A 20,929-nucleotide genomic window follows, 5' to 3' on the forward strand; every position below is an offset into this window, starting at 1 on the left:
TGCTCATACAGCAATTGTCTATGAATATTTGGCTGCAAAGAGCTGCACAGGCTACAATCCACTTTTTTATAAGATGAGAACGTGTTGTGAGCAGCGAAATGCCTCAACTACAGCGCCGATTAAAGAACCGCCATATTCAGCTGATTGCAATGGGTGGCGCAATAGGCACAGGGCTATTTTTAGGCTCTGCGCATATTATTGAGTCGGCTGGGCCATCCATTATTTTAGGTTATTTGATTGGCGGCTTGATTGCTTTTCTGATTATGCGTCAGCTGGGCGAGATGATTGTACAAGAGCCAGTGACAGGTTCATTCAGTCATTTTGCTTTTAAGTATTGGGGCAAGTTTGCGGGCTTTTTAACGGGCTGGAACTACTGGATTCTGTATATTTTAGTGGTGATGACCGAGCTGACCGCCATTGGAAAATATGTCAATTACTGGTGGCCGCATGTGCCCACTTGGGTTTCGGTTTTGGTGTTTTTTGCGGTCATTACGCTTGCTAACTTAGCCAATGTAAAACTGTATGCCGAGTCAGAATTTTGGCTGTCGATGATTAAGGTTGTGGCGATTGTTGCCATGATTATTTTTGGTGTGTATTTGCTGTTTACAGCAGGCGCAGACTCCACCGCTTCAATCAGCAATTTGTGGACACATGGCGGCTTTTTTCCGCACGGTTTTGAAGGCCTATTTTATATGCTTGCCTTTATAATGTTTGCTTTTGGCGGCATTGAACTGATCAGCATGGCGGCTGCGGAAACTGAAAATCCAGATCAAAACATTCCCAAAGCAGTAAACCAAACCGTGATCCGCGTGTTCTTATTTTATATCTGTTCTTTGGCGGTACTGCTGTCGCTGGTGCCGTGGAATCAGTTGAAACTTGGCGGTTTGGATCATAGTCCTTTTGTGATGATTTTTAATCAGATGGGTATTGATTGGGCCGCACATTTGCTGAACTTTATTATTTTGACGGCATCAGTATCAGTCTGCAACAGTGGTATGTATGCCAATAGCCGCATGCTGCTGGGACTGGCAGAGCAGGGCAATGCGCCAAAAGTCTTTAAACAGGTCAATAAACACGGTACACCGATTGCCGCGGTTTTATTTTCAGCACTGCTGATTTTTGGCTGTGTGCTGCTGAATTATTTCTTGCCTGAAAAAGCATTGAGCTATTTGATTTATATCGTAGTGAGCGCTGCGGTGCTGAATTGGATGTTAATCAGCTTGATTCACTTGAAGTTTAGAAAAGCGATGCAGCAGCAGGGCATACAAACTAAGTTTCCTGCTTTATTTGCGCCGTTCACCAACTACTTTGTTTTGGTGTTCATGCTGATGATTTTGTACATCATGTGGAATCAGGGCTTTATGCTGTCGGTGCTGATGCAGCCGGTGTGGATTTTACTGCTGTATGTGCTGTTTAGAGTGATGCAAGCGAAGAAGGTTTAATAAGATGAAGGCTTAGGGAAGAGCCTTTGTTCACTGTCACCAAAGAATGATTTTGAAAAATTCTGACAAAATTCACAATTGAGTGAATATTCATATAAAGACCGCTCTAGTTCACTGAATTCTAGGGCGAATTTATATAAAAGTATGATTTATAGTGGATAAAATAAATTTGTTATTCACCAATTAAAATGTCTATGCGATAAACCATTTAAAATGTCCTGTTTTTAACCACAAGAGTCAAGCACAGGATTTAACTTTCTTTGTTCAATAACAACTTTCTGAGCTTTACGGCTTGGCATATTTTTATTTGTTCTTGAACATTTATTCTGTTTTTCCAATTCTTCATGCTGCTGTTGAATATGTGCCAGAACTGCACCTAACCGTTTATTCTCAACAATCTCATTTTGCTGTAGCCCAGCCAATTTATTAAAGATGCTGTAGTTGAGCTTTCGGCCTTCATGCATGATGGCCACAGTGCCATCCGGGTACTCCAGAAATGAAATGTATTGCCCAACAAGCTTATGATTCAGCTCTGTCGGTTCAAGCATATAAATACACTTGTCATAGGTCAGGGTCAGATTCTTGGTGACCTTACGCGGTTCCTGCCAGGTAAAAATATCATCCAGTTCAAGATCAGATTCGCTTAATGGCCGATGCAGGTTCTTTGAGTTTCGCGCACATTTGGCGAACTTCTGATTGAACTGCTCAATAAAGCAGGGTAACCATATATTGGCCTCTGCAATCGAACCGATGCCTTCCAGACGCATCTCCTTGATCAGACGGTCCTGAAGGGTTTTGTTGGCACGTTCCACACGACCTTTGGCTTGGGGTGAGTTGGCAAAGATAATATCGATGTTCAAATTATTCAGAATCCGCCCAAATTGCGTAATCTGGCTGTCTTGCCTGGATTTTTGATTAACTCTGAATACCGAATGCTTGTCGCTATAAAAGGCTAGAGGTTTGCCGTATTGTTCAATGTAGGCTCGGGTTGAAAGCATGTAGTCAAAGGTCGTTTCAGCCTCACAAAAGCGCAGATGCAACAGCTTTCCAGTAGCATCATCGATATAAACCAACAAGCAGCATTTTGCAGCTCGACCTTCAAACCAGTCATGATATGAGCCATCAATTTGGATCAGTTCACCGAAGCAATCCCGGTTATAACGTGGCTGATATGGACGCTTCAGGCGCTTGGATCGCGGAATCCACAGGTCATTGGCCGTCATCCAGCGCCGAAGCGTTTCTACCGGGATATTCAGGTCAAACATGCTGCTGAGCTTCTCATGCGCCAAGGTGGGTCCAAAGCCCAGCAAATGTTCAGCAATAATGGAAAGGCACTTTGATTTTAACAAGTCATCATGGCGACGATGGCCAGGTTGACCACGACTGGCATGTGCCATACCTGAGACACCATCTTGATTGAGCTTCTGCAATAACCGGGTAATTTGACGGGTGGAAAGATTTAGGATTTCAGCAGCACGGACCTGGGTAATACGATGATCTCGAACGTCTTGCAGAACTGCAAGCCGTTGAATTTCTTTGTCAGACATAGTGATCAGCATCTATATTTATATCCAGTCCATGGTGATAAAAACCATCATAAACTAGACATTTTTATTGGTGAGAATATAGACACTTTAAATGGGTTCTAACAAAATTATTTCGTATAACGTGTATTATGTTAATTTTAGATATTAAGAAATTAACATATAGTCATTAATTAGAGCTAAAATAATTATATGAAAAAATTTTCACTTTTTTTACTTTTAATAGGCTTCATAATTATTTTAGTTACTTTAATAAAATCAAATAAATATGATAATAAAAGTATAGATTTGAATACATGGCAAAAAATTGAAAATTTTCAAATTTTAAAAACACAAATATCTTGCTCAAGTTCACCTTGGCGAAAAGGTATAGACAGAACTGCTAAGATGAATGTTGAATACATGTATAAATATCATAACAAAATTTATTATCGTAATGCTCAAAATGTCTTAAGCATATATAGAATAACGTTATTAGAGTCATGTGCCGATCTAAAAGTTAAATTAGAAAATGCATGGTACCAGTATAATACGGATAAAGTTTTATCCGTTTATATATCTAGCATAGGTAATGAAAGTAAGCTTGTAATCAAAGAAAATCAATTTACATTTAGAAAATCTTTAATTGCTTTGATCTTGTTTGAAGCGCAAGGAGTCATACTAATATTAGTTATCATATTGATATTAACTTGCCTAATTACACTACTTAGAATTAGATATTGATTCTATTTTTTTTAGTGCATCCCCAGCATCTTTATAACCATTCTCAAATGCCCGTTGAAACCAATATTTTGCTTTTTCTAGATCATTATAGGTATTCGCATACATATAACCCAAATTATTTTGAGCTATAGGAAAATTCTGGTTTGCTGCTTGTATATAAAGATCGAGCGCTTTTTTTTCATCTTTTGGAACTATAGCTCCTTCTTCATATATGTTGGCTAAATTGTATTGAGCATCTGGTAAATTCTGTTTAGCCGCATCGGTATACAAGCTAATGGCTTTATTGATATCTTTTTCAATACCATTTCCATCAAGATATGCATTAGCGAGGCTGAATTGAGCCCGAGCATATCCTTGTTTTGCAGATAAGTTATAATAATCTAAAGCTTTTGTTCGATCTTTATCTACATAATATCCATTGTCATACATTACACCTAAATTATACTGAGCTTCAGAAGAATTTAATTTAGATGCTTCATTAAACCAATAATAAGCTTTAGATTCATTTTTTTGTGTACCTATTCCTTTGAAGTACATACCTGCTAAATCATTTTGAGCAACTACAGAACCTTCATTTGCAGCTTTTTCAAAATATTCTAAAGCTTTTTGAAAGTTTTGCTTTACACCATCACCTAAAAAATATTTTTGACCTTGTTTATATAAAGACTCTGATTGAACAAGATTTTTTTCTTTCTGAGGTACAGTCTTTGTACAACCATTAAGACCAAATACACTCAAAAACACTAAAAAAAAAGCTATTTTTTTTACATTCATTTTTCATTCACTTAGTCAGAATATTTTATCTGCCATTCTAGCATAGGGTCTTTTTCTATTTCTCTATCTCGTCGTTTCTTTTCTGCCTCCCCAGCATTTTCATTCAATTTCTTCTGAGCATTGATATATATTTCAGCCGCTTTTATTACCTCACCTCTTTTTCCAATTTCTTCACCTGCATTTTCTCCAGCTGACTCCATACCGTACTTAACTGACAAGCCAGCGATACCACAGAGGGCTAAACCAACCCCAACTTGTCTCGGATCTAATGAACGAACAGCATTTTGTGAGCATCTGCCAACAACTCCAAGTGCTAATGTTTCACCAGCTTTTTCACCAGCTTTTGAAAGCACCAACTTTGATGTTTGTTCTGCTAATTTTTCAGCATCCTCATCATGAATTGCTAAAATTATTTCTGCCCCATCTGATACCATTCCACCTTTAGTACCAATTTTATCAATTTTTTCTACAGCTTTTTTTGTATTCAGAACACTCGTATGCTGATTTCCATTAAAGATATGACCTGAAGACTTTCTACTATACACCTTAAATTCTGTAGCTTTTTTTAAACGCTCTTTACTCAATAAGGGAACATTTTTAGAATGTAAAGCTCCCCATCTAATATTATAATTCTGTGCTTTCATTACATCTGCAGTATCTTTTACATACCCAGCCCAATCAGATGCAGTTGATACTCCTGATACAACGTTATCAAGATGCTCTCTTTTTAAAACAAGCGTTGGTCTGCCATTTTTATTGACCTTTTGTGATTCATCAGCCATATCATAATTTCCTTAACGCAATGTCTTAATCAAAGTTTTTCTGAATAATTACTTCTTAAATAATCACCAGGCTCTTCAGATTCTTGTAATAACTCAATTTCTTTCAGAATTTTTGGACTAATGAGAATAATTTCCCTTACTAAATTATTTTCTATTCTAGTAATAGGCTTGAACTCATCTTTTGTAAGATATTTAACTGAAAGTAAGGGAAATTCTACTGTATTGCATAGAAATTTAGCCTCACCATCTTTATTTGTTCTATTTATTAAAATAGTCTTGTTATTTTCATCACTTAGTTTGAACTCTAAATTTGCAATAGGTTCACCTATGAGATCAACAAACTTAATTAAAATCTCATCATCCATCATTCCTGAAAAAGTATTTATATAGTAATGCCATTCATCGCCACCAACTAAAATTTTTACTTTTTCCGATTGATTTGATTTTATCCGTTCTGTTCTTCCATATTCATCAAGATTTCCTTTTTGGAACTGTCCATTTTCTCTAACGACTGAATATTTTAAGTCGCTAATATTATTTAGTTCATCAGTTTTAAATAAATTGTATACATCTAATTTATTACTATATGGAAGCACAACATTTGGCATTTCAGGTAACGAAAAGTTGACTTTACTTCCTTGTTTAAATAAATGCTGCCCTGCTTTAGCCTCAAACTTTGTCGGGGTAATAATAGTTATCCCATCTTTATTAATGATGATCTGAGATCCACCAGCCATAGATTTACCTATTTCTTATAAATTTATAAAAAATTGAGCCTGAATTTAGTGTAATATAAATGATTAATAATTCAATGATTTTTAACCAAAGCATGACATTCATCATCGCTATTCAACTGAATGATAGCATCATTGTCACTACAGACAATAAGCAAGTTGTTTTAACAGGAACAGGTGATGCTCAATTCGATCCTAAAAAAACCACTAAAATTCATCCATGGGATCAAGGCATTATTACAGGGACAGGTGAAAGCTATGTGGTGACAAGATCGATAGAATTTTTTAAAAGATTAGCGCATTCAAACATTGCTAAACTCCCCCAATGCCTCGATATTTCTAGACAGATAAGAGAACTCAAAGTAGGCACTGACTACTTTCAAGTCGAGAACACGAAATTACTCTGTTCTCGTTACACTGAGCATGGTGCACAACTTTATACGATACAACGCTTTGAACCATCACAGCCCTATGAGCTTAGCCCACTACAGCCAATGAATATTACAGTATGGATGTTTCACCCCATTATTGAAGCGATTTCTAGCGACTTAAAGAACCTCTATACTGATCTAAAAGACTATGCCACCTTTAATAACAAAGTAGATTGGATGAATTACTATCTCAATCGTCTGGCTCCCATTTACCAAAAACAAAGTCAACAAGATCCATTCATGAGCCAAAGCTTTGATTTCTTTTTTCAGATGAAGGATGAATATGTGTTTGGTCATATCCCCAACACCCAAAAAACTGCTTTAGAATTCAAAGAAATTTCCTCTGGTTTTGAGTCTATTTAACATAATAGAGGTTATACGAAATTCGTATGTTAGAACCCATTTAAAGTGTCTATATTCTCACCAATAAAAATGTCTAGTTTATGATGGTTTTTATCACCATGGACTGGATATAAATATAGATGCTGATCACTATGTCTGACAAAGAAATTCAACGGCTTGCAGTTCTGCAAGACGTTCGAGATCATCGTATTACCCAGGTCCGTGCTGCTGAAATCCTAAATCTTTCCACCCGTCAAATTACCCGGTTATTGCAGAAGCTCAATCAAGATGGTGTCTCAGGTATGGCACATGCCAGTCGTGGTCAACCTGGCCATCGTCGCCATGATGACTTGTTAAAATCAAAGTGCCTTTCCATTATTGCTGAACATTTGCTGGGCTTTGGACCCACCTTGGCGCATGAGAAGCTCAGCAGCATGTTTGACCTGAATATCCCGGTAGAAACGCTTCGGCGCTGGATGACGGCCAATGACCTGTGGATTCCGCGATCCAAGCGCCTGAAGCGTCCATATCAGCCACGTTATAACCGGGATTGCTTCGGTGAACTGATCCAAATTGATGGCTCATATCATGACTGGTTTGAAGGTCGAGCTGCAAAATGCTGCTTGTTGGTTTATATCGATGATGCTACTGGAAAGCTGTTGCATCTGCGCTTTTGTGAGGCTGAAACGACCTTTGACTACATGCTTTCAACCCGAGCCTACATTGAACAATACGGCAAACCTCTAGCCTTTTATAGCGACAAGCATTCGGTATTCAGAGTTAATCAAAAATCCAGGCAAGACAGCCAGATTACGCAATTTGGGCGGATTCTGAATAATTTGAACATCGATATTATCTTTGCCAACTCACCCCAAGCCAAAGGTCGTGTGGAACGTGCCAACAAAACCCTTCAGGACCGTCTGATCAAGGAGATGCGTCTGGAAGGCATCGGTTCGATTGCAGAGGCCAATATATGGTTACCCTGCTTTATTGAGCAGTTCAATCAGAAGTTCGCCAAATGTGCGCGAAACTCAAAGAACCTGCATCGGCCATTAAGCGAATCTGATCTTGAACTGGATGATATTTTTACCTGGCAGGAACCGCGTAAGGTCACCAAGAATCTGACCCTGACCTATGACAAGTGTATTTATATGCTTGAACCGACAGAGCTGAATCATAAGCTTGTTGGGCAATACATTTCATTTCTGGAGTACCCGGATGGCACTGTGGCCATCATGCATGAAGGCCGAAAGCTCAACTACAGCATCTTTAATAAATTGGCTGGGCTACAGCAAAATGAGATTGTTGAGAATAAACGGTTAGGTGCAGTTCTGGCACATATTCAACAGCAGCATGAAGAATTGGAAAAACAGAATAAATGTTCAAGAACAAATAAAAATATGCCAAGCCGTAAAGCTCAGAAAGTTGTTATTGAACAAAGAAAGTTAAATCCTGTGCTTGACTCTTGTGGTTAAAAACAGGACATTTTAAATGGTTTATCGCATAGACATTTTAATTGGTGAATAACATCGTAACAATCTGATCGTAAGGGAAGAGCAATTAATTTAAACACTTCTCAGCAACTCAATCCTTTGCCGCTGTCCTTTATTTAACTTCGATACAATCAATTCATAAGAATTCAGTACCAAATCTTGCAGCAGTTCTTCTTCCAATTCTTCATCTGTAAAAACAGAAATCCAATGCTGCTTATTCATATGCCAGCCTGCACGGATAAAGGGATAAATATCTCTAAGCATTGCGCCATTGTCTGGTAGCACTTTTAAATTGATAGCTGCTTTGCCTTCTAAATGAAAACTCAGCATAAAAACCTTATCCATCACCTTAAACACATCACAGCCTTCACCAAAAGGCTGGCTGCATGTAGTTTCAGGCAGGGCTAAGGCCGTCTTAGCAGCTACAGCGTGTAATGCAATCATAGGGGATAACCTAAAAATAAGCTTGAACGTTAAAGCCTAAGGATGAATATGAATAACGGTATCATTATTTACCAATTGCCAAATTTCATCCATATCAACATTACGCACTGCAATACAGCCCCAAGTCCAATCTTTTTGTGGAAAATACGTCATGAGCTGAGGAGCAGCTTTCATCTGCAAACTGGTCGCAGAACCATGAATCATAATGTCACCACCTGCAGAAACCCCTAAATCTTTAGCCTTTTGTTTATCGGTCACATTAGGGTAAGAGATATGCAAAGACTTATAAAATGCGCTTTGCGGATTGCGCCAATCAATCATATAGCTGCCTTCAGGCGTTTTGCCATCACCTTCTTGAACTTTATGTCCAAGCGGTTGAAAACCCAGACGTATCGGGTAACGCCGAATGACTTGATCCTGATGTTTTAATTCCAAATAACGCTGAGCTTTATGTACCTGAATATTGTCGATCGGCGTTTCTGTGCGAATTTTTTGAATTTGCAAATCGCTTAATGCAGGCAGAAAGGCCAGTGCATTGGCAGGTGTAGGTAGATATTTTTCAAATTTTTGATAGGCAAAGTAGGCTACCGCAATACAGAAGAGGGTAGCGAAACTAAAAATGGCGATACGTTTTCTTGTCATTATTTTTGAGAGGATGAACTGCCTTTACAGCTCATCCATTCGGCATTGTGGATAATGTTTAAATTATCCACAATTTTGATCCGAGTGAAATGTGGATTTGTGGATAAATGTTTAAGACGAACAGCTGACCATCACTTCAGGCACATCACTTGGTAAAGGTCCTAAATCTTCTGTTGTTTCCAGTTCAGGCTGTTTGCTAAAGGGCTGACTGAGCAATGTAAACAAACGCTCAACTTCTGAAAAATCATTACGTTCAGCAAGCTCAATCGCCTTTTGCGCCATATGGTTACGCAAGATATATTGCGGATTGGCCTGTGCCATTTCCGCATCTAAAGCATAGGTGTCCTGATGCTCACGGATACTTTCATATTGTGCCAAGAAACCTTCAAAGGCGCGGCGGTCTAAGCAGTCATCTTTAATGGCTTCATATTCATGATTTTGCAGACGAATAAAGCTTTGCGTGTAGTCCAGCTGTTCACTTTGCAGAATACGCAAAAAGGCCATGGCGCAGTCAAAGCTGTCTTTATGGAAACTTGGCAAACCCATTTTCTGAGCTAAGCCCAATTTATAATGTTCCAAGAAGGTCAGTTCAAAATGCTCTAAGCACTTAGCTAAATCTTCTTTCCACTGTTCTTTGTCATAGTCCGTAGGGCAGAGCGGCACTAAATTATTCAGCCATTGCCATAAATTCCAATGCCCAATGCTCGGCTGCTGCTGATAGGTATAGCGGCCTTGGTAATCCGAATGGTTATTGATCCAGTTTGGACGGAAGCGTTCCATAAAGCCATAAGGGCCAAAGTCCAAAGTTGAACCGGTAATATTCAGATTGTCAGTATTCATCACGCCATGTGCAAAACCAATCAGCTGCCATTTGGCAATCATCACTGCGGTACGCTGAATAACTTGAGTGGCAAAAGCCAAAATGGGCTGTTCAGCATCCAAGCATTCAGGGTAGTGCCACTCAATACATTTTTGCGTGAATTCAGGTAGTAAATCACCCTGATATTGATTGATCCATTCAAAATGTCCCAATCGGATATGACAGTCAGATGTACGTAGCATCATCGCGCCAAGCTCGAGTTTTTCACGCTGTACGCCTTGTTCAGAGCTGGTAAAACCCACGGCATTACTTGATGCAACACCTAAGCTGTTCAGCGCATGTCCTGCAAGATATTCCCGAATTACTGAACGTAGCACCGCACGGCCATCGCCCATGCGTGAGTAAGGGGTCGAGCCAGCACCTTTGAGATGGAGGTCAATGGTTTGCCCATGTTGATCGATGATTTGCGCAATCAATAAGCCGCGTCCATCGCCTAATTGGCCGGCCCATTGACCAAACTGATGACCAGCATAGACCATCGCTAGCGGCTCAAATTCCTCAAATATTTTTTGCCCGCTGCAAATCTCTACCCATTGAGCTTTATCTTCATCCGACCATTGTAACTGTTCAGCCAAAGCAGCATTGAAATGTCCTGCTTTTGAGCCTTTTAAGGGTACAGGCTGCTGATGATGGTACAGGCGAGGTGGCAGGGTGTTATATCGGGCATTGAACAGCATAATGATCTTTAAAAATTCAAATTATGTAGAAACTATAGCAAAGACCAGATAGAAAAACTGTAGCTTAAAATGATAAAGCCTCCATAAGGGAGGCTTTATCATTTGAGGAGCTTTAAAACAGTTAAGCGGTTTTCTTTTTCAAATTACGCATTAATTGATTCAGTGTTTCACGGTGCTGAGATAGGCGTTGTTCAACTTGCTGGAATTCAAGTTTTAGTTTGTCATCCATTTGATGAATTTTTTCAGCAACGGCGGTTTTCTTCGCTTGAATTTCCTGTTCTTTTAGTTTTGCCCAGTCATTCAAGGTTTGCGAAAACGCATCATATTCTTGAGAAATACGTTGTTTTGCTGTGGCGATGTCATCGGTCATATTCAGACCATAAATCGCAAGGTCTTGTTCAGCATATTTAAATTTCATTGCCAACTCAGCTTTTTTAATATTAAAGCTTGGAATACGGCGTAAGTTCTTTGCCAAACCTAATTTAGAACATGACCAAATTAGCCATTTAGTTGGGTCATATTGCCACCATTTCACACCATTACGGTAGTCGTATTGGAAAATGTGGTGATAGTTATGATAACCCTCACCCCAAGTAGCAATAGCGAGCCAGAAGTTATCACGAGCGGTATTTTCGTCAGTATACGGACGTTTACCCCACATGTGGCACAGTGAGTTAATAAAGAACGTCACATGATGGCTCAAGATTAGACGCATTAAACCGCCCAATAATAGAACGCCCCACATGTCGCCAACAGCCCAACCAATTGGCACTAAAATCGCTGCATGCACAGCAATCACCAGTGGAATGTAGTATTTATCTTGGAACAAAACGACTTTATCTTTTAAAAGATCTGGCGCGTTTTTGTAGTTCGGTTCTGCTGCTGGATAATCACGAAGCATCCACCCGATATGGGCATACCAGAAACCACGATTAATCGAGTATGGATCTTGGTCAATATCGTCTACATGACGGTGATGTGTACGGTGACCTGAAGCCCAGAACAAAATACTGTTCTGAACAGCAAAAGTACCCATGAGCATTAAAATGATTTTTAAAGGCAAGGTTGCTTCATAAGCACGGTGTGCCCATAAGCGGTGATAACCCGCAGTAATACCTAAACTGCTGACACCCAGTAAAACAAACATACTGATCCAAGCAGCGGCACTAAAATCATGATTAATGGCATATAACGGAATTGCAATAACTGCGACAATAGGTAAAAACACCAATGCAAAAATAGCAATCCAGTTCATTGGGGCTTTGGGTAGGGGAGCATTCATCTCCAACAGCACTCCTGAAACCTTGGGAGGTATAGATAGGACTAATCCCATTAATTTTTTAAGGGATTTTAAACGTACAGAATAGTAGCACGGGAAAACCAGTTTTCACCACTGTTATTGTACAGTTGTATTGTTCTAAACAGTAACATAATACGACTGAAGTTATTTGACTTTTTGTGGGGTAAAAAAGATGCTAAAAAAACAGCAAAATCGTCAAAATAATCCGCAGCTTTTGGTCAAACACTGTATCTGGGGCGGCTTTCTGATCAGTTGTCTGGGACTCATGGCCTGTCAAAGTTCTCCGACGCAGAAGGTGACTACAAAGTCACAAGGGAAATCACAGGAAAAGTCACATGGCAACAGCGTTGAGCAGCCATTAAAAGTTATTCGAGTAAATGATGGGATACAAGATATTCCATGGGCGATTGTGCAAATTGCAGGGCAAAAAGCCAAGTTCTTTCATCATCAACCTTATTTGCAGTTCAGTTCACAATTTCGCCAAATTCAAGGCAATACGGGATGTAATAACATCAGTGGCACTTATGTGATTGATACCTTAAAACACAGCATTGATCTGAATGCCCGAGCAGGCTATTTCAGTTGTGATTCGGCTTTGGCTCAAGAGGCTGAACTTTCAGATGCCTTGCAAGCCGCAACACAATTCCAAATAAAAGGGAAACACATGACGATGCAAAACAGTCGGGGACAAACTGTATTGGTTTTGGAAAGAAAATAGACCGATTGAAATATCGACGTGTTGATCGAGAAGTGAATTACACAAATCTAGGTGAATAAAGCAGCATTAAAAATGCTGCATCATTAATTTAGGATAGTCGGTAATTAAGCCGTTAATGCCCCAATCTTTAAGCTGTTTAGCACGATCAACGTCGTTGACAGTCCATACGCTCACATTTAATTTTGCCTGCTGCGTGGCCTGAATAATGTCTGAATTGGCGAGTTGGTTCATCCAACCGATTTGGATACAACCTAATTCAAGTGCTTGTTCAATCGCTTTAAATTTTACGTCTGTTTCAACCAAAAGCCCGCGTTTGAAGCCGGATTTTTTTTGTTGCAAAGCAAGATGAATTTTAGGGTCAAAACTGGTGATCACCGCGGAATGTTCGAAACCTTGGAGCTGTTGTTCCAAGGTTTCAGTCAGCGCTTCAGCTTCAGTCTGTGTCTTCACTGCTTTCACTTCGACTTCAATATGATCGAAGTTATGAATAATTTTGAGCGTTTGTTCGAGCAGTGGCGTCGGCTCAACTTTATTCCATTCTGACCATGTCACTGCATGGTTATACGGTTCTAGTTCAGAACTTTCGCATTCATAAAGATACTTATCTTGGCCGGTGGTACGGATGAATTGATCGTCATGCATCACAATTAAGGCGCGATCTTTTAGTTGTCGCACATCAAATTCAACTGAGCGTATGCCTAAATCTTGAATATATTGGAAACCACCTAGGGTATTTTCAGGTGCTTCACCACGAGCGCCACGGTGACCGATTATGCGCATAAAGGGCCTGCAAAATTGAAAGATAAAAACATAGTGTCCTGTAAGAATGACAGGGAGATGACACTGTTATTTTGATCCGATCATCCTGAAATACAAGAATGATCGGACGAAATGTTTCGATTTATTTCAATGTAAAATAGACTTTTAATTGGTCAAAGGATTTGAGCAATTTTTGAATCCAAAACTTATTGATCAATCGTGTCGTTAATATTTTTCTGCCACAGCACCTCAGAACCACCTTCAGCGTGTTGTAATGTACGCGATGCGACAAATAACCAGTCAGAGAGTCGGTTAAGTAGCTGCAATGACGGTGCTTGAATGTTCTGGTCACGGTTATGTACAGCCATTAAACGACGTTCTGCACGGCGGCAAACTGCACGCGCTTGATGGGCAAAGCTGCACACCAATGTTCCTGATGGCAGGATAAAGTCTTTGAGCATTGGCAGCGCTTCATTCATACGGTCAATGTCATTTTCCAAAAACTCAATTGACACAGGTTGTACCAAGTTGAAGTTTGGAATGCAGACTTCACCGCCAAGGTCGAATAACCAATGCTGAATCAGGCTGAGCGATTTATCCCAAGCCGCTTTGTCTTCAATACTGCTAAGTGCGATGTGCGAACGCAGAATACCAATGCTTGAATTGAGTTCATCGACATCTCCTAAGGCTTCAATGCGTAAATCATCCTTTGCTACACGTGATCCGTCACCAAGACCTGTTGTGCCTGAATCGCCTGTGCGGGTATAAATTTTACTTAAACGGTGGCCCATTTTAATTGTCCATTTTTTGATTAAAAGTTGAATAAATCAGTGTGAAATTAATATCTAACTGTGATGCCAAAGGAAGCCAAACGGCCGCCATTTAAATAGAATTTGCCGTCGAAATTGCCAGCAGAAGCCGTTTTATATTGAACATCGCCGACATTTTGAATATTGGCAAAGAAGCGCAGTTGCTCGTTGGGTTGGTAATAACTATTGAAATCAATCTGAGCATGTCCAGGGATCACATCCTCATCATAATTACTGCTGTCTGAATGGCTGTTCGCACTCAGCGTTGTTGACAGCCCATAATGTTCATCAGCCCAACCAGCTGACAATGCCAGTTTTTGGCGTGGGCGGCGGCTCAAATCCAAACCTGTTTTATCATTTTTTGCTTGATTGTAGCTATAACTGGCCTTTGTAAAAAATGCCTCATTGCTCCAATTCACATAGACTTCTGAACCTTGAATGGTCACTGCATCAATATTGGCAAACTTCCAGTTATTGTTGGGATCAGAATCAACAAGGTTATCAATTTCAGTTCTGTAGATAGACATACCAGTTTTTAGTTGTGGTGTCATTTGTAGGTCTAGCCCAATTTCATAGGATTGACTTTCTTCGGGTTTTAAGTCAGGGTTTGCATAGTCGCCATAATATAAGTCGTTCATGGTTGGCGCTTTAAATGCTGTACCAATATTGGCATAGCTACTAAACAACGGCGTGAAAAAATAACGCGCAGCAACTTGTCCGACCGTGTGTTGACCATATTTTTCATGGTCTTCACGACGAATACCCGCTTGAGTTTTTAATTTATCAGTTTGATATTGGTGCTGTAGATAATAACCCGTACTGTTTAAGTCTTGATGAAAAGACTCTGCAGTTTTTAGCGTTGATGTTTCTAGCTGCCGATGGGTGATGCCTGCAATGATGTTCTGAGACGGCGTCATTTGATGTTTTGCGGTCAGTTCATATTCAGTGGATTCATAATGGGTCTGTTCAAAGATTTTGAGCTGTTCCAACTCATCTTTAAAATAAGACACGCGAGCATTCAGGGTCAGCTGATCTGTGGGGTTGAAGCGTGACTTCAGGGTTGCAATTTGATTTTTAAAATCTTGCGACTTTTGCTCATATTGCAGTGAATTCCAGCTGTATTGCTCATATTGAGCATTACCTTGGTTTTCAGAATAATCCAATGAAGTGCCAAAGCGTGTTTCTTCATAGCCAAATTTGGCAGACACGCCTTTTTGATTAAAGCTAGAAGCTCTGGCATTTTCATGTTCATGAATCAGTGTGCCGTCGGTTTCTAAACGCTGTCCACGAATTTGCGCATAAAAACCTTGCTTGGCTAGGTCTACCCCGACAGTACTTTTATAGGTTTGATTTTCACCTATTTCAGCGCTGATAAAAGCTGCATTTTTTTCAGGGGTTTTGCTAATGATTTGTACCACACCACCAATGGCATTGGTGCCATAAAGGACAGATGCTGGGCCTTTTAAAACCTCAATCTGCTTAATGTCTGTGGTATCTATAAAATTATTTGGCGCTAAACCGCTGGCATCATTATTTAAACGGACACCGTCACGCAATACCAAAGTGTGGTCTGACTCTGTGCCACGTAAAAAAAATGAAGCTTGTTGTCCATAGCCACCCAGCTGCACCATATTGATAGAAGCATCACTCATTAATAAATGTGGAAATGATGCAATTGGTGATTGATCTATGAGCGACTCATCAATAATGGAAATACGTGCTGGCACATTTTCTAATTTTTCTTGTGAGCGTGTTGCCGTGACGACAATGGTGTCCAATTTAGGTTGTGCAATGGAATCTGCTGCAACAGATATTTGGGAGCTAAAAATACAAAGGGCAGATATGCCAGCTGCAAGAGCAGTCGGCTGAAAAGGAAAAGGCATACAAAGCTCCATGCATTTACCCCACGTAAATGATTGAGTGATAGAACACAGTGAGCAGGTATCGGACTGGCAAGGCATTGCTTGCGCACCGTTGCGGGGGCAGTGTTGTGGAAACTTCCCATGCCAACTGTTGTGAATGGCTTAAGTATAGAGAACTCCGATTTATCGAACAATCAAATCTATCGGGCATTTTAGTGTTGCTGCATATTCAGCTTGACTTGCTGTGGGGCAGAAACTAATCTGCCCATGCTTCAGGTGCTTCCTTAATTGAGAAGTGAAACTGGGAAGTCAGTCCAGCAGTATAGAGCTGTTGTTATCTGACACTGCCCCCGCAACGGTGAATCGTTATTCATAACGTAAGTCCGGAGACCGGCCTGATGCAGACCTATTCATAATGCGGCGGGCGTTATAGCGGGATTGCATGCTTTTGTCTGAAAAATGGCAAGCCATCGCTTACCCAAAAACCGCCACGCGTTAACCACTTTTATTTCGCACGGGCGGTGCGATCGGGGAATACAGCATGCATTCTTTCTCTAAGACTCTTATCGGGTCGCTTTTTGTTTTATCTCCACTTTCTGCTGCGATGGCAGCAGACCAAGTTTATCAACTTCCAGTGATTACCAACACGGTTGCCAATATTGTTGAGCAAGACGCACAAAAAACTTTGGCAGCAGTGACTGTAATTGACCGTGAAGAAATTGAACGTAAGCAATTTACTTCTTTACAAGAATTGCTTCGTACAGTGCCGGGCGTAACGTATAGCAATACTGGCGGTTTAGGTAAAGTTACAAGTGTTTCAATTCGCGGTACGGGTAATCGTCATGCATTGGTCTTGGTGGATGGTCAAAAGGTGGGTTCAGCAACGCTTGGTGAAACTGCTTTTGAACACTTCCCAATTGATCAAATTGAACGTGTAGAAGTTTTACGCGGTCCGCGTTCAAGCTTATATGGTTCAGAAGCCATTAGTGGTGTGATTCAAATCTTTACCCGTAAAGGGACGCAAAATGGGGTGAAGCCTTTTGCATCTTTTACCTATGGTTCTCATGAAACATATCAGAGCAATGTTGGTTTAAATGTTAAACATGACAATACTTGGGCAACCTTGAGTTTAGCTGGCACCAAAACCCAAGGCATCGACGCGACAAATATTAATGAAGCCAATGATTTAGATAAAGACGGCTACGAAAATAAGTCTGCATCTTTACGTATGGGGCATAAATTCAATGATCAATTTAATGTTGATGCAAGTGTCTTAGTAGTTGATGGTGAGAATGAATACGATAATAGGGATGACTGGGGTTCTCCTTATATTGATGCAAACAATGTGCATAGTAAAATCGAGCAAAATGTTTACAGTATTGGTGCAACCTACAAGCCATTTGATGTGTGGACTACAGGGTTAAAGTTAGGGCGTTCTGAAGATAAATTAGATAGTCGTGATGCAAATCCATCGGTCATTAACACACAGCGTGATAGCTTATCATGGCTGAATACACTGAACTTTAATAAGCAAAATACCTTGATGCTTGGTTTTGATTACCAGAATGATGAAGTGTCAGGTACGAAAGCTTATGCCGTTAAAGAGCGGGATAACAAAGCTTACTTTGCACAATATCTAGGTTCATTTGGCAGCTTTGATGTGCAAGGTGCAGTTCGTCAGGATGATAACGAACAATTTGGCAACCATACGACTGGTAGTGCGACTTTGGGATATCGCTTTAATGATACTGTACAAAGTTATGTCAGTTATGGCACCGCATTTAAAGCCCCGACATTCAATGATTTGTATTGGCCAGGAAGTGAAAATCCTACATTAGTGCCAGAAGAATCTGAAAACTATGAAATTGGGTTCAAAGGTGTGATCAGCAATGTTCAATGGGAGCTAAACGGTTTCTATAATGAAATTGAAAATATGATCGCATGGGCACCAAATGCAACGGGGAACTATGTTCCAAGCAATATAGATAATGCAAAAATTAAAGGTGCTGAATTATCATTCACTCAGCAATTAAATGATTTTGTTTGGAATGTGAATTATACATATCAAGAACCTGAAAACGAGACAGCAGGACTTCATGGCAAGCAGTTGTTTTTAAAACCAAAGCAAATCTTTAATGCTTCAGCAGATTATACAATGGATAAGTGGACTGTCGGTGCTTCAGTTCATGCAGAAGATAAGCGTTATACTAATGCTACAAATACTGCTGAATTGGGCTCTTTTGCCACAGTGGATACGCGAGTAACTTATCAAGCCACGCCTGAATTCAGTGTTCAAGCCAAACTTGCCAATATATTTGATAAAGAATATTCGACCAACTACAGCAATAGCACTTTATTTAATCAAGATGGTCGCACTGCTTGGGTAACCTTGCGTTATGCCATGAAATAAGTATCAAGCCTTCTTAAAAAAAAGCCCTGATTGATCAGGGCTTTTTAAATTCTGCTGAATGATGCTGAAAATCCACGCAATACTTGAAAATTGCATTACAATGATTCGCCCTTATATTTATAGATAGGCTATGAATAGGGCGGAGTTAGAGCCACAATAATATGCGAACCCGTGCCAAAATCTGCGGAATTACACGTACTCAAGATATTCAGTCTGTCGTCCAAGCTGGTGCAGATGCGATAGGATTTGTATTCTTTGCGCCCAGCCCACGCAGTGTAACGACAGAGCAGGCCGCTGAGCTGATTCAGCATGTGCCGCCGTATGTGCAGACCGTGGGTTTATTCGTGAATGCATCGGCTGCAGACATACAGGATATTTTAAAAATTTCACCTGTAGACATCCTGCAGTTTCATGGCGATGAAAGCCCTGAACAGTGCAAAACGATTGCGCAGTCCGTTGGGCGCCGCTGGTATAAAGCCATTCAGGTCAAACCCGATTTGGACGTGATTAGCGAGATTCAAGTTTTTCAGCAGGCAGGGGCAAGTGCCGTACTATTGGATGCATGGCATCCTGAGCTGAAAGGTGGTACAGGGCATAGCTTTGACTGGGCACAGTTCCCTAAACTCGATATTCCTTTAATTTTGGCGGGCGGTTTAAAGCCTGACAATATTGAAGATGCGATTCGAACCACAGGCGCTTATGCCGTTGATGTGAGCGGTGGTGTAGAATCAAGCAAAGGTATTAAAGACCAACAACTCATAGAACGCTTTATGCAAGGAGTCCATCGTGGATCAGCAAAATAAGATTGACTATACCCAATTCCCTGACGCACAAGGGCATTTCGGTATTCATGGCGGGCGTTTTGTGTCAGAAACTCTAATGGCAGCACTTGAGGACTTAGAAAAACTCTATTTCCGCATGAAAGATGATGCACAGTTTTTGGCAGAATTTGACCGTGACTTGGCGTATTACGTCGGTCGTCCTAGTCCTTTGTATTATGCTGAGCGATGGTCGAAAGAGTTGGGTGGTGCGCAAATTTACTTAAAACGTGAAGACCTGAACCATACAGGTTCACATAAAGTGAATAACACCATTGGTCAGGCTTTACTGGCTAAGCTTTCAGGTAAAAAACGTATTATTGCCGAAACAGGTGCGGGTCAGCATGGTGTAGCAACGGCAACAATTGCAGCGCGTTTAGGCCTTGAATGTGTAGTGTTTATGGGTGCTGAAGACGTTAAACGTCAAGCCATGAACGTGTACCGCATGCGTTTGCTTGGTGCGACTGTTGTACCTGTCGAAAGCGGTTCAAAAACATTGAAAGATGCCATGAACGAAGCGATGCGTGACTGGGTAACCAATGTTGACTCTACTTATTATGTGATTGGTACAGTGGCTGGCCCGCACCCATATCCACAACTAGTACGTGATTTCCAATCGATCATTGGCCGTGAAGCACGTAAACAGATTCAAGAACAAGCAGGCCGCTTACCAGATGCCTTGGTGGCATGTGTGGGCGGCGGTTCAAATGCAATGGGCTTGTTCTATCCATTCTTGAACGATGAAGATGTAAAAATGTACGGTGTTGAAGCGGCAGGCTACGGCATTGAAACAGGCAAACACTCTGCACCACTCAATGCAGGACATGTTGGTGTGCTTCATGGCAACCGTACCTATTTAATGTCGGATGAACAAGGTCAGATCATTGAAACGCATTCAATTTCTGCAGGTCTGGATTATCCAGGTGTAGGTCCTGAGCACAGCTTTTTAAAAGATATGCACCGTGTGAACTACGTGCCGATCAATGACAATGAAGCATTGCAAGGCTTCCGTGATTTAACTCAAATTGAAGGTATTATCCCTGCGCTAGAAAGCTCACATGCAATGGCGTATGTGACCAAGCTGGCGCCAACTATGGATAAAGACCAAATCATTATTGCCACCGTTTCAGGCCGTGGTGATAAAGACTTGATGACCGTTGCTCGCATTGATGGCGTTGAAATGGTTGAGATGTAATTTCGCTTTTCAGCCTCTTCCTTTGGGAGAGGTTTGGAGAGGGTGAAGAAAAAATCGCGCAGAAGCTATTCTGTGCGATTTTTTTATAACACTGAAGAAACTATTTTGATTTGCCTACAAAAACCTAGCAGAATAAAAGTGTATATTGCG

General features: G+C 40.5%; 18 protein-coding genes and 1 riboswitch. Of the genes, 7 read left to right on the plus strand and 11 right to left on the minus strand.

From position 1 onward, the window contains the following. Positions 1-86: 86 nt before the first annotated feature. Positions 87-1,442, plus strand: coding sequence for an amino acid permease (locus AC4CU0_RS02895; protein ID WP_490742417.1), 1,356 nt, complete (start codon positions 87-89; stop codon positions 1,440-1,442). A 224-nt stretch (positions 1,443-1,666) separates the two neighbouring features. Here the strand turns inward: AC4CU0_RS02895 and AC4CU0_RS02900 are convergent, their stop codons facing one another. The 4 genes from AC4CU0_RS02900 to AC4CU0_RS02915 all read right to left on the minus strand — a co-directional run bounded on the left by AC4CU0_RS02900 (position 1,667) and on the right by AC4CU0_RS02915 (position 6,002). Next, positions 1,667-3,001 (minus strand): ISNCY family transposase, encoded by a 1,335-nt coding sequence (locus tag AC4CU0_RS02900; protein WP_490742418.1) that lies wholly within the window; start codon positions 2,999-3,001, stop codon positions 1,667-1,669. A gap of 687 nt (positions 3,002-3,688) precedes the next feature. Further along, positions 3,689-4,483, minus strand: a complete 795-nt coding sequence (locus AC4CU0_RS02905) for a tetratricopeptide repeat protein (protein ID WP_490742419.1) — start codon at positions 4,481-4,483, stop codon at positions 3,689-3,691. A gap of 11 nt (positions 4,484-4,494) precedes the next feature. Then, positions 4,495-5,265: a hypothetical protein gene (locus tag AC4CU0_RS02910; protein WP_490742420.1), complete on the minus strand. Its 771-nt coding sequence runs from the start codon at positions 5,263-5,265 to the stop codon at positions 4,495-4,497. 29 nt (positions 5,266-5,294) lie between these two features. After that, positions 5,295-6,002 (minus strand): type IV secretion protein Rhs, encoded by a 708-nt coding sequence (locus tag AC4CU0_RS02915; protein WP_490742421.1) that lies wholly within the window; start codon positions 6,000-6,002, stop codon positions 5,295-5,297. A gap of 92 nt (positions 6,003-6,094) precedes the next feature. Here AC4CU0_RS02915 and AC4CU0_RS02920 point away from each other — a divergent pair, with 92 nt between their 5' ends. Together AC4CU0_RS02920 and AC4CU0_RS02925 are read left to right on the plus strand one after the other, a co-directional pair. Beyond that, positions 6,095-6,793: a hypothetical protein gene (locus tag AC4CU0_RS02920; protein ID WP_490743456.1), complete on the plus strand. Its 699-nt coding sequence runs from the start codon at positions 6,095-6,097 to the stop codon at positions 6,791-6,793. Between the two features lie 119 nt (positions 6,794-6,912). Continuing rightward, positions 6,913-8,247: an ISNCY family transposase gene (locus tag AC4CU0_RS02925; RefSeq protein ID WP_490742418.1), complete on the plus strand. Its 1,335-nt coding sequence runs from the start codon at positions 6,913-6,915 to the stop codon at positions 8,245-8,247. A gap of 90 nt (positions 8,248-8,337) precedes the next feature. Here the strand turns inward: AC4CU0_RS02925 and AC4CU0_RS02930 are convergent, their stop codons facing one another. The 4 genes from AC4CU0_RS02930 to AC4CU0_RS02945 all read right to left on the minus strand — a co-directional run bounded on the left by AC4CU0_RS02930 (position 8,338) and on the right by AC4CU0_RS02945 (position 12,190). Then, positions 8,338-8,709, minus strand: coding sequence for an MmcQ/YjbR family DNA-binding protein (locus tag AC4CU0_RS02930; protein ID WP_490742422.1), 372 nt, complete (start codon positions 8,707-8,709; stop codon positions 8,338-8,340). Positions 8,710-8,745: 36 nt separating this feature from the next. Continuing rightward, a complete protein-coding gene (locus AC4CU0_RS02935; RefSeq protein ID WP_490742423.1) occupies positions 8,746-9,351 on the minus strand; it encodes a L,D-transpeptidase family protein in 606 nt (201 codons plus the stop codon). 111 nt (positions 9,352-9,462) lie between these two features. Further along, on the minus strand, positions 9,463-10,908 hold the full coding sequence (locus AC4CU0_RS02940) for a protein adenylyltransferase SelO (RefSeq protein ID WP_490742424.1): 1,446 nt from the start codon (positions 10,906-10,908) through the stop codon (positions 9,463-9,465). A 121-nt stretch (positions 10,909-11,029) separates the two neighbouring features. Further along, the gene (locus AC4CU0_RS02945; protein WP_490742425.1) at positions 11,030-12,190 is read right to left on the minus strand and encodes an acyl-CoA desaturase; all 1,161 of its coding nucleotides are present in this window, start codon (positions 12,188-12,190) and stop codon (positions 11,030-11,032) included. Between the two features lie 190 nt (positions 12,191-12,380). Here AC4CU0_RS02945 and AC4CU0_RS02950 point away from each other — a divergent pair, with 190 nt between their 5' ends. Continuing rightward, complete coding sequence (locus AC4CU0_RS02950) at positions 12,381-12,926, plus strand: META domain-containing protein (RefSeq protein ID WP_490742427.1); 546 nt, start codon at positions 12,381-12,383, stop codon at positions 12,924-12,926. Positions 12,927-12,992: 66 nt separating this feature from the next. Here the strand turns inward: AC4CU0_RS02950 and AC4CU0_RS02955 are convergent, their stop codons facing one another. From AC4CU0_RS02955 to AC4CU0_RS02965, 3 genes are all read right to left on the minus strand, one after another. After that, the gene (locus AC4CU0_RS02955; RefSeq protein ID WP_180005543.1) at positions 12,993-13,706 is read right to left on the minus strand and encodes a glycerophosphodiester phosphodiesterase; all 714 of its coding nucleotides are present in this window, start codon (positions 13,704-13,706) and stop codon (positions 12,993-12,995) included. Between the two features lie 185 nt (positions 13,707-13,891). Next, positions 13,892-14,476 (minus strand): cob(I)yrinic acid a,c-diamide adenosyltransferase, encoded by a 585-nt coding sequence (locus AC4CU0_RS02960; RefSeq protein ID WP_490742428.1) that lies wholly within the window; start codon positions 14,474-14,476, stop codon positions 13,892-13,894. 47 nt (positions 14,477-14,523) lie between these two features. Next, a complete protein-coding gene (locus AC4CU0_RS02965) occupies positions 14,524-16,377 on the minus strand; it encodes a TonB-dependent receptor plug domain-containing protein (protein ID WP_490742429.1) in 1,854 nt (617 codons plus the stop codon). Positions 16,378-16,613: 236 nt separating this feature from the next. Then, positions 16,614-16,769: riboswitch (cobalamin riboswitch) on the plus strand. 128 nt (positions 16,770-16,897) lie between these two features. Between AC4CU0_RS02965 and AC4CU0_RS02970 the strand changes: the two genes are divergently transcribed. From AC4CU0_RS02970 to trpB, 3 genes are all read left to right on the plus strand, one after another. After that, complete coding sequence (locus AC4CU0_RS02970) at positions 16,898-18,766, plus strand: TonB-dependent receptor domain-containing protein (protein WP_490742430.1); 1,869 nt, start codon at positions 16,898-16,900, stop codon at positions 18,764-18,766. A gap of 161 nt (positions 18,767-18,927) precedes the next feature. Then, positions 18,928-19,569 (plus strand): phosphoribosylanthranilate isomerase, encoded by a 642-nt coding sequence (locus tag AC4CU0_RS02975; RefSeq protein WP_490742431.1) that lies wholly within the window; start codon positions 18,928-18,930, stop codon positions 19,567-19,569. Next, the gene (gene trpB, locus AC4CU0_RS02980; protein ID WP_490742432.1) at positions 19,553-20,779 is read left to right on the plus strand and encodes a tryptophan synthase subunit beta; all 1,227 of its coding nucleotides are present in this window, start codon (positions 19,553-19,555) and stop codon (positions 20,777-20,779) included. Before AC4CU0_RS02975 ends, trpB begins: the two co-directional genes overlap by 17 nt. Positions 20,780-20,929 lie beyond the last annotated feature (150 nt).

The sequence above is a fragment of the Acinetobacter sp. LipI_15 genome (assembly GCF_058242865.1).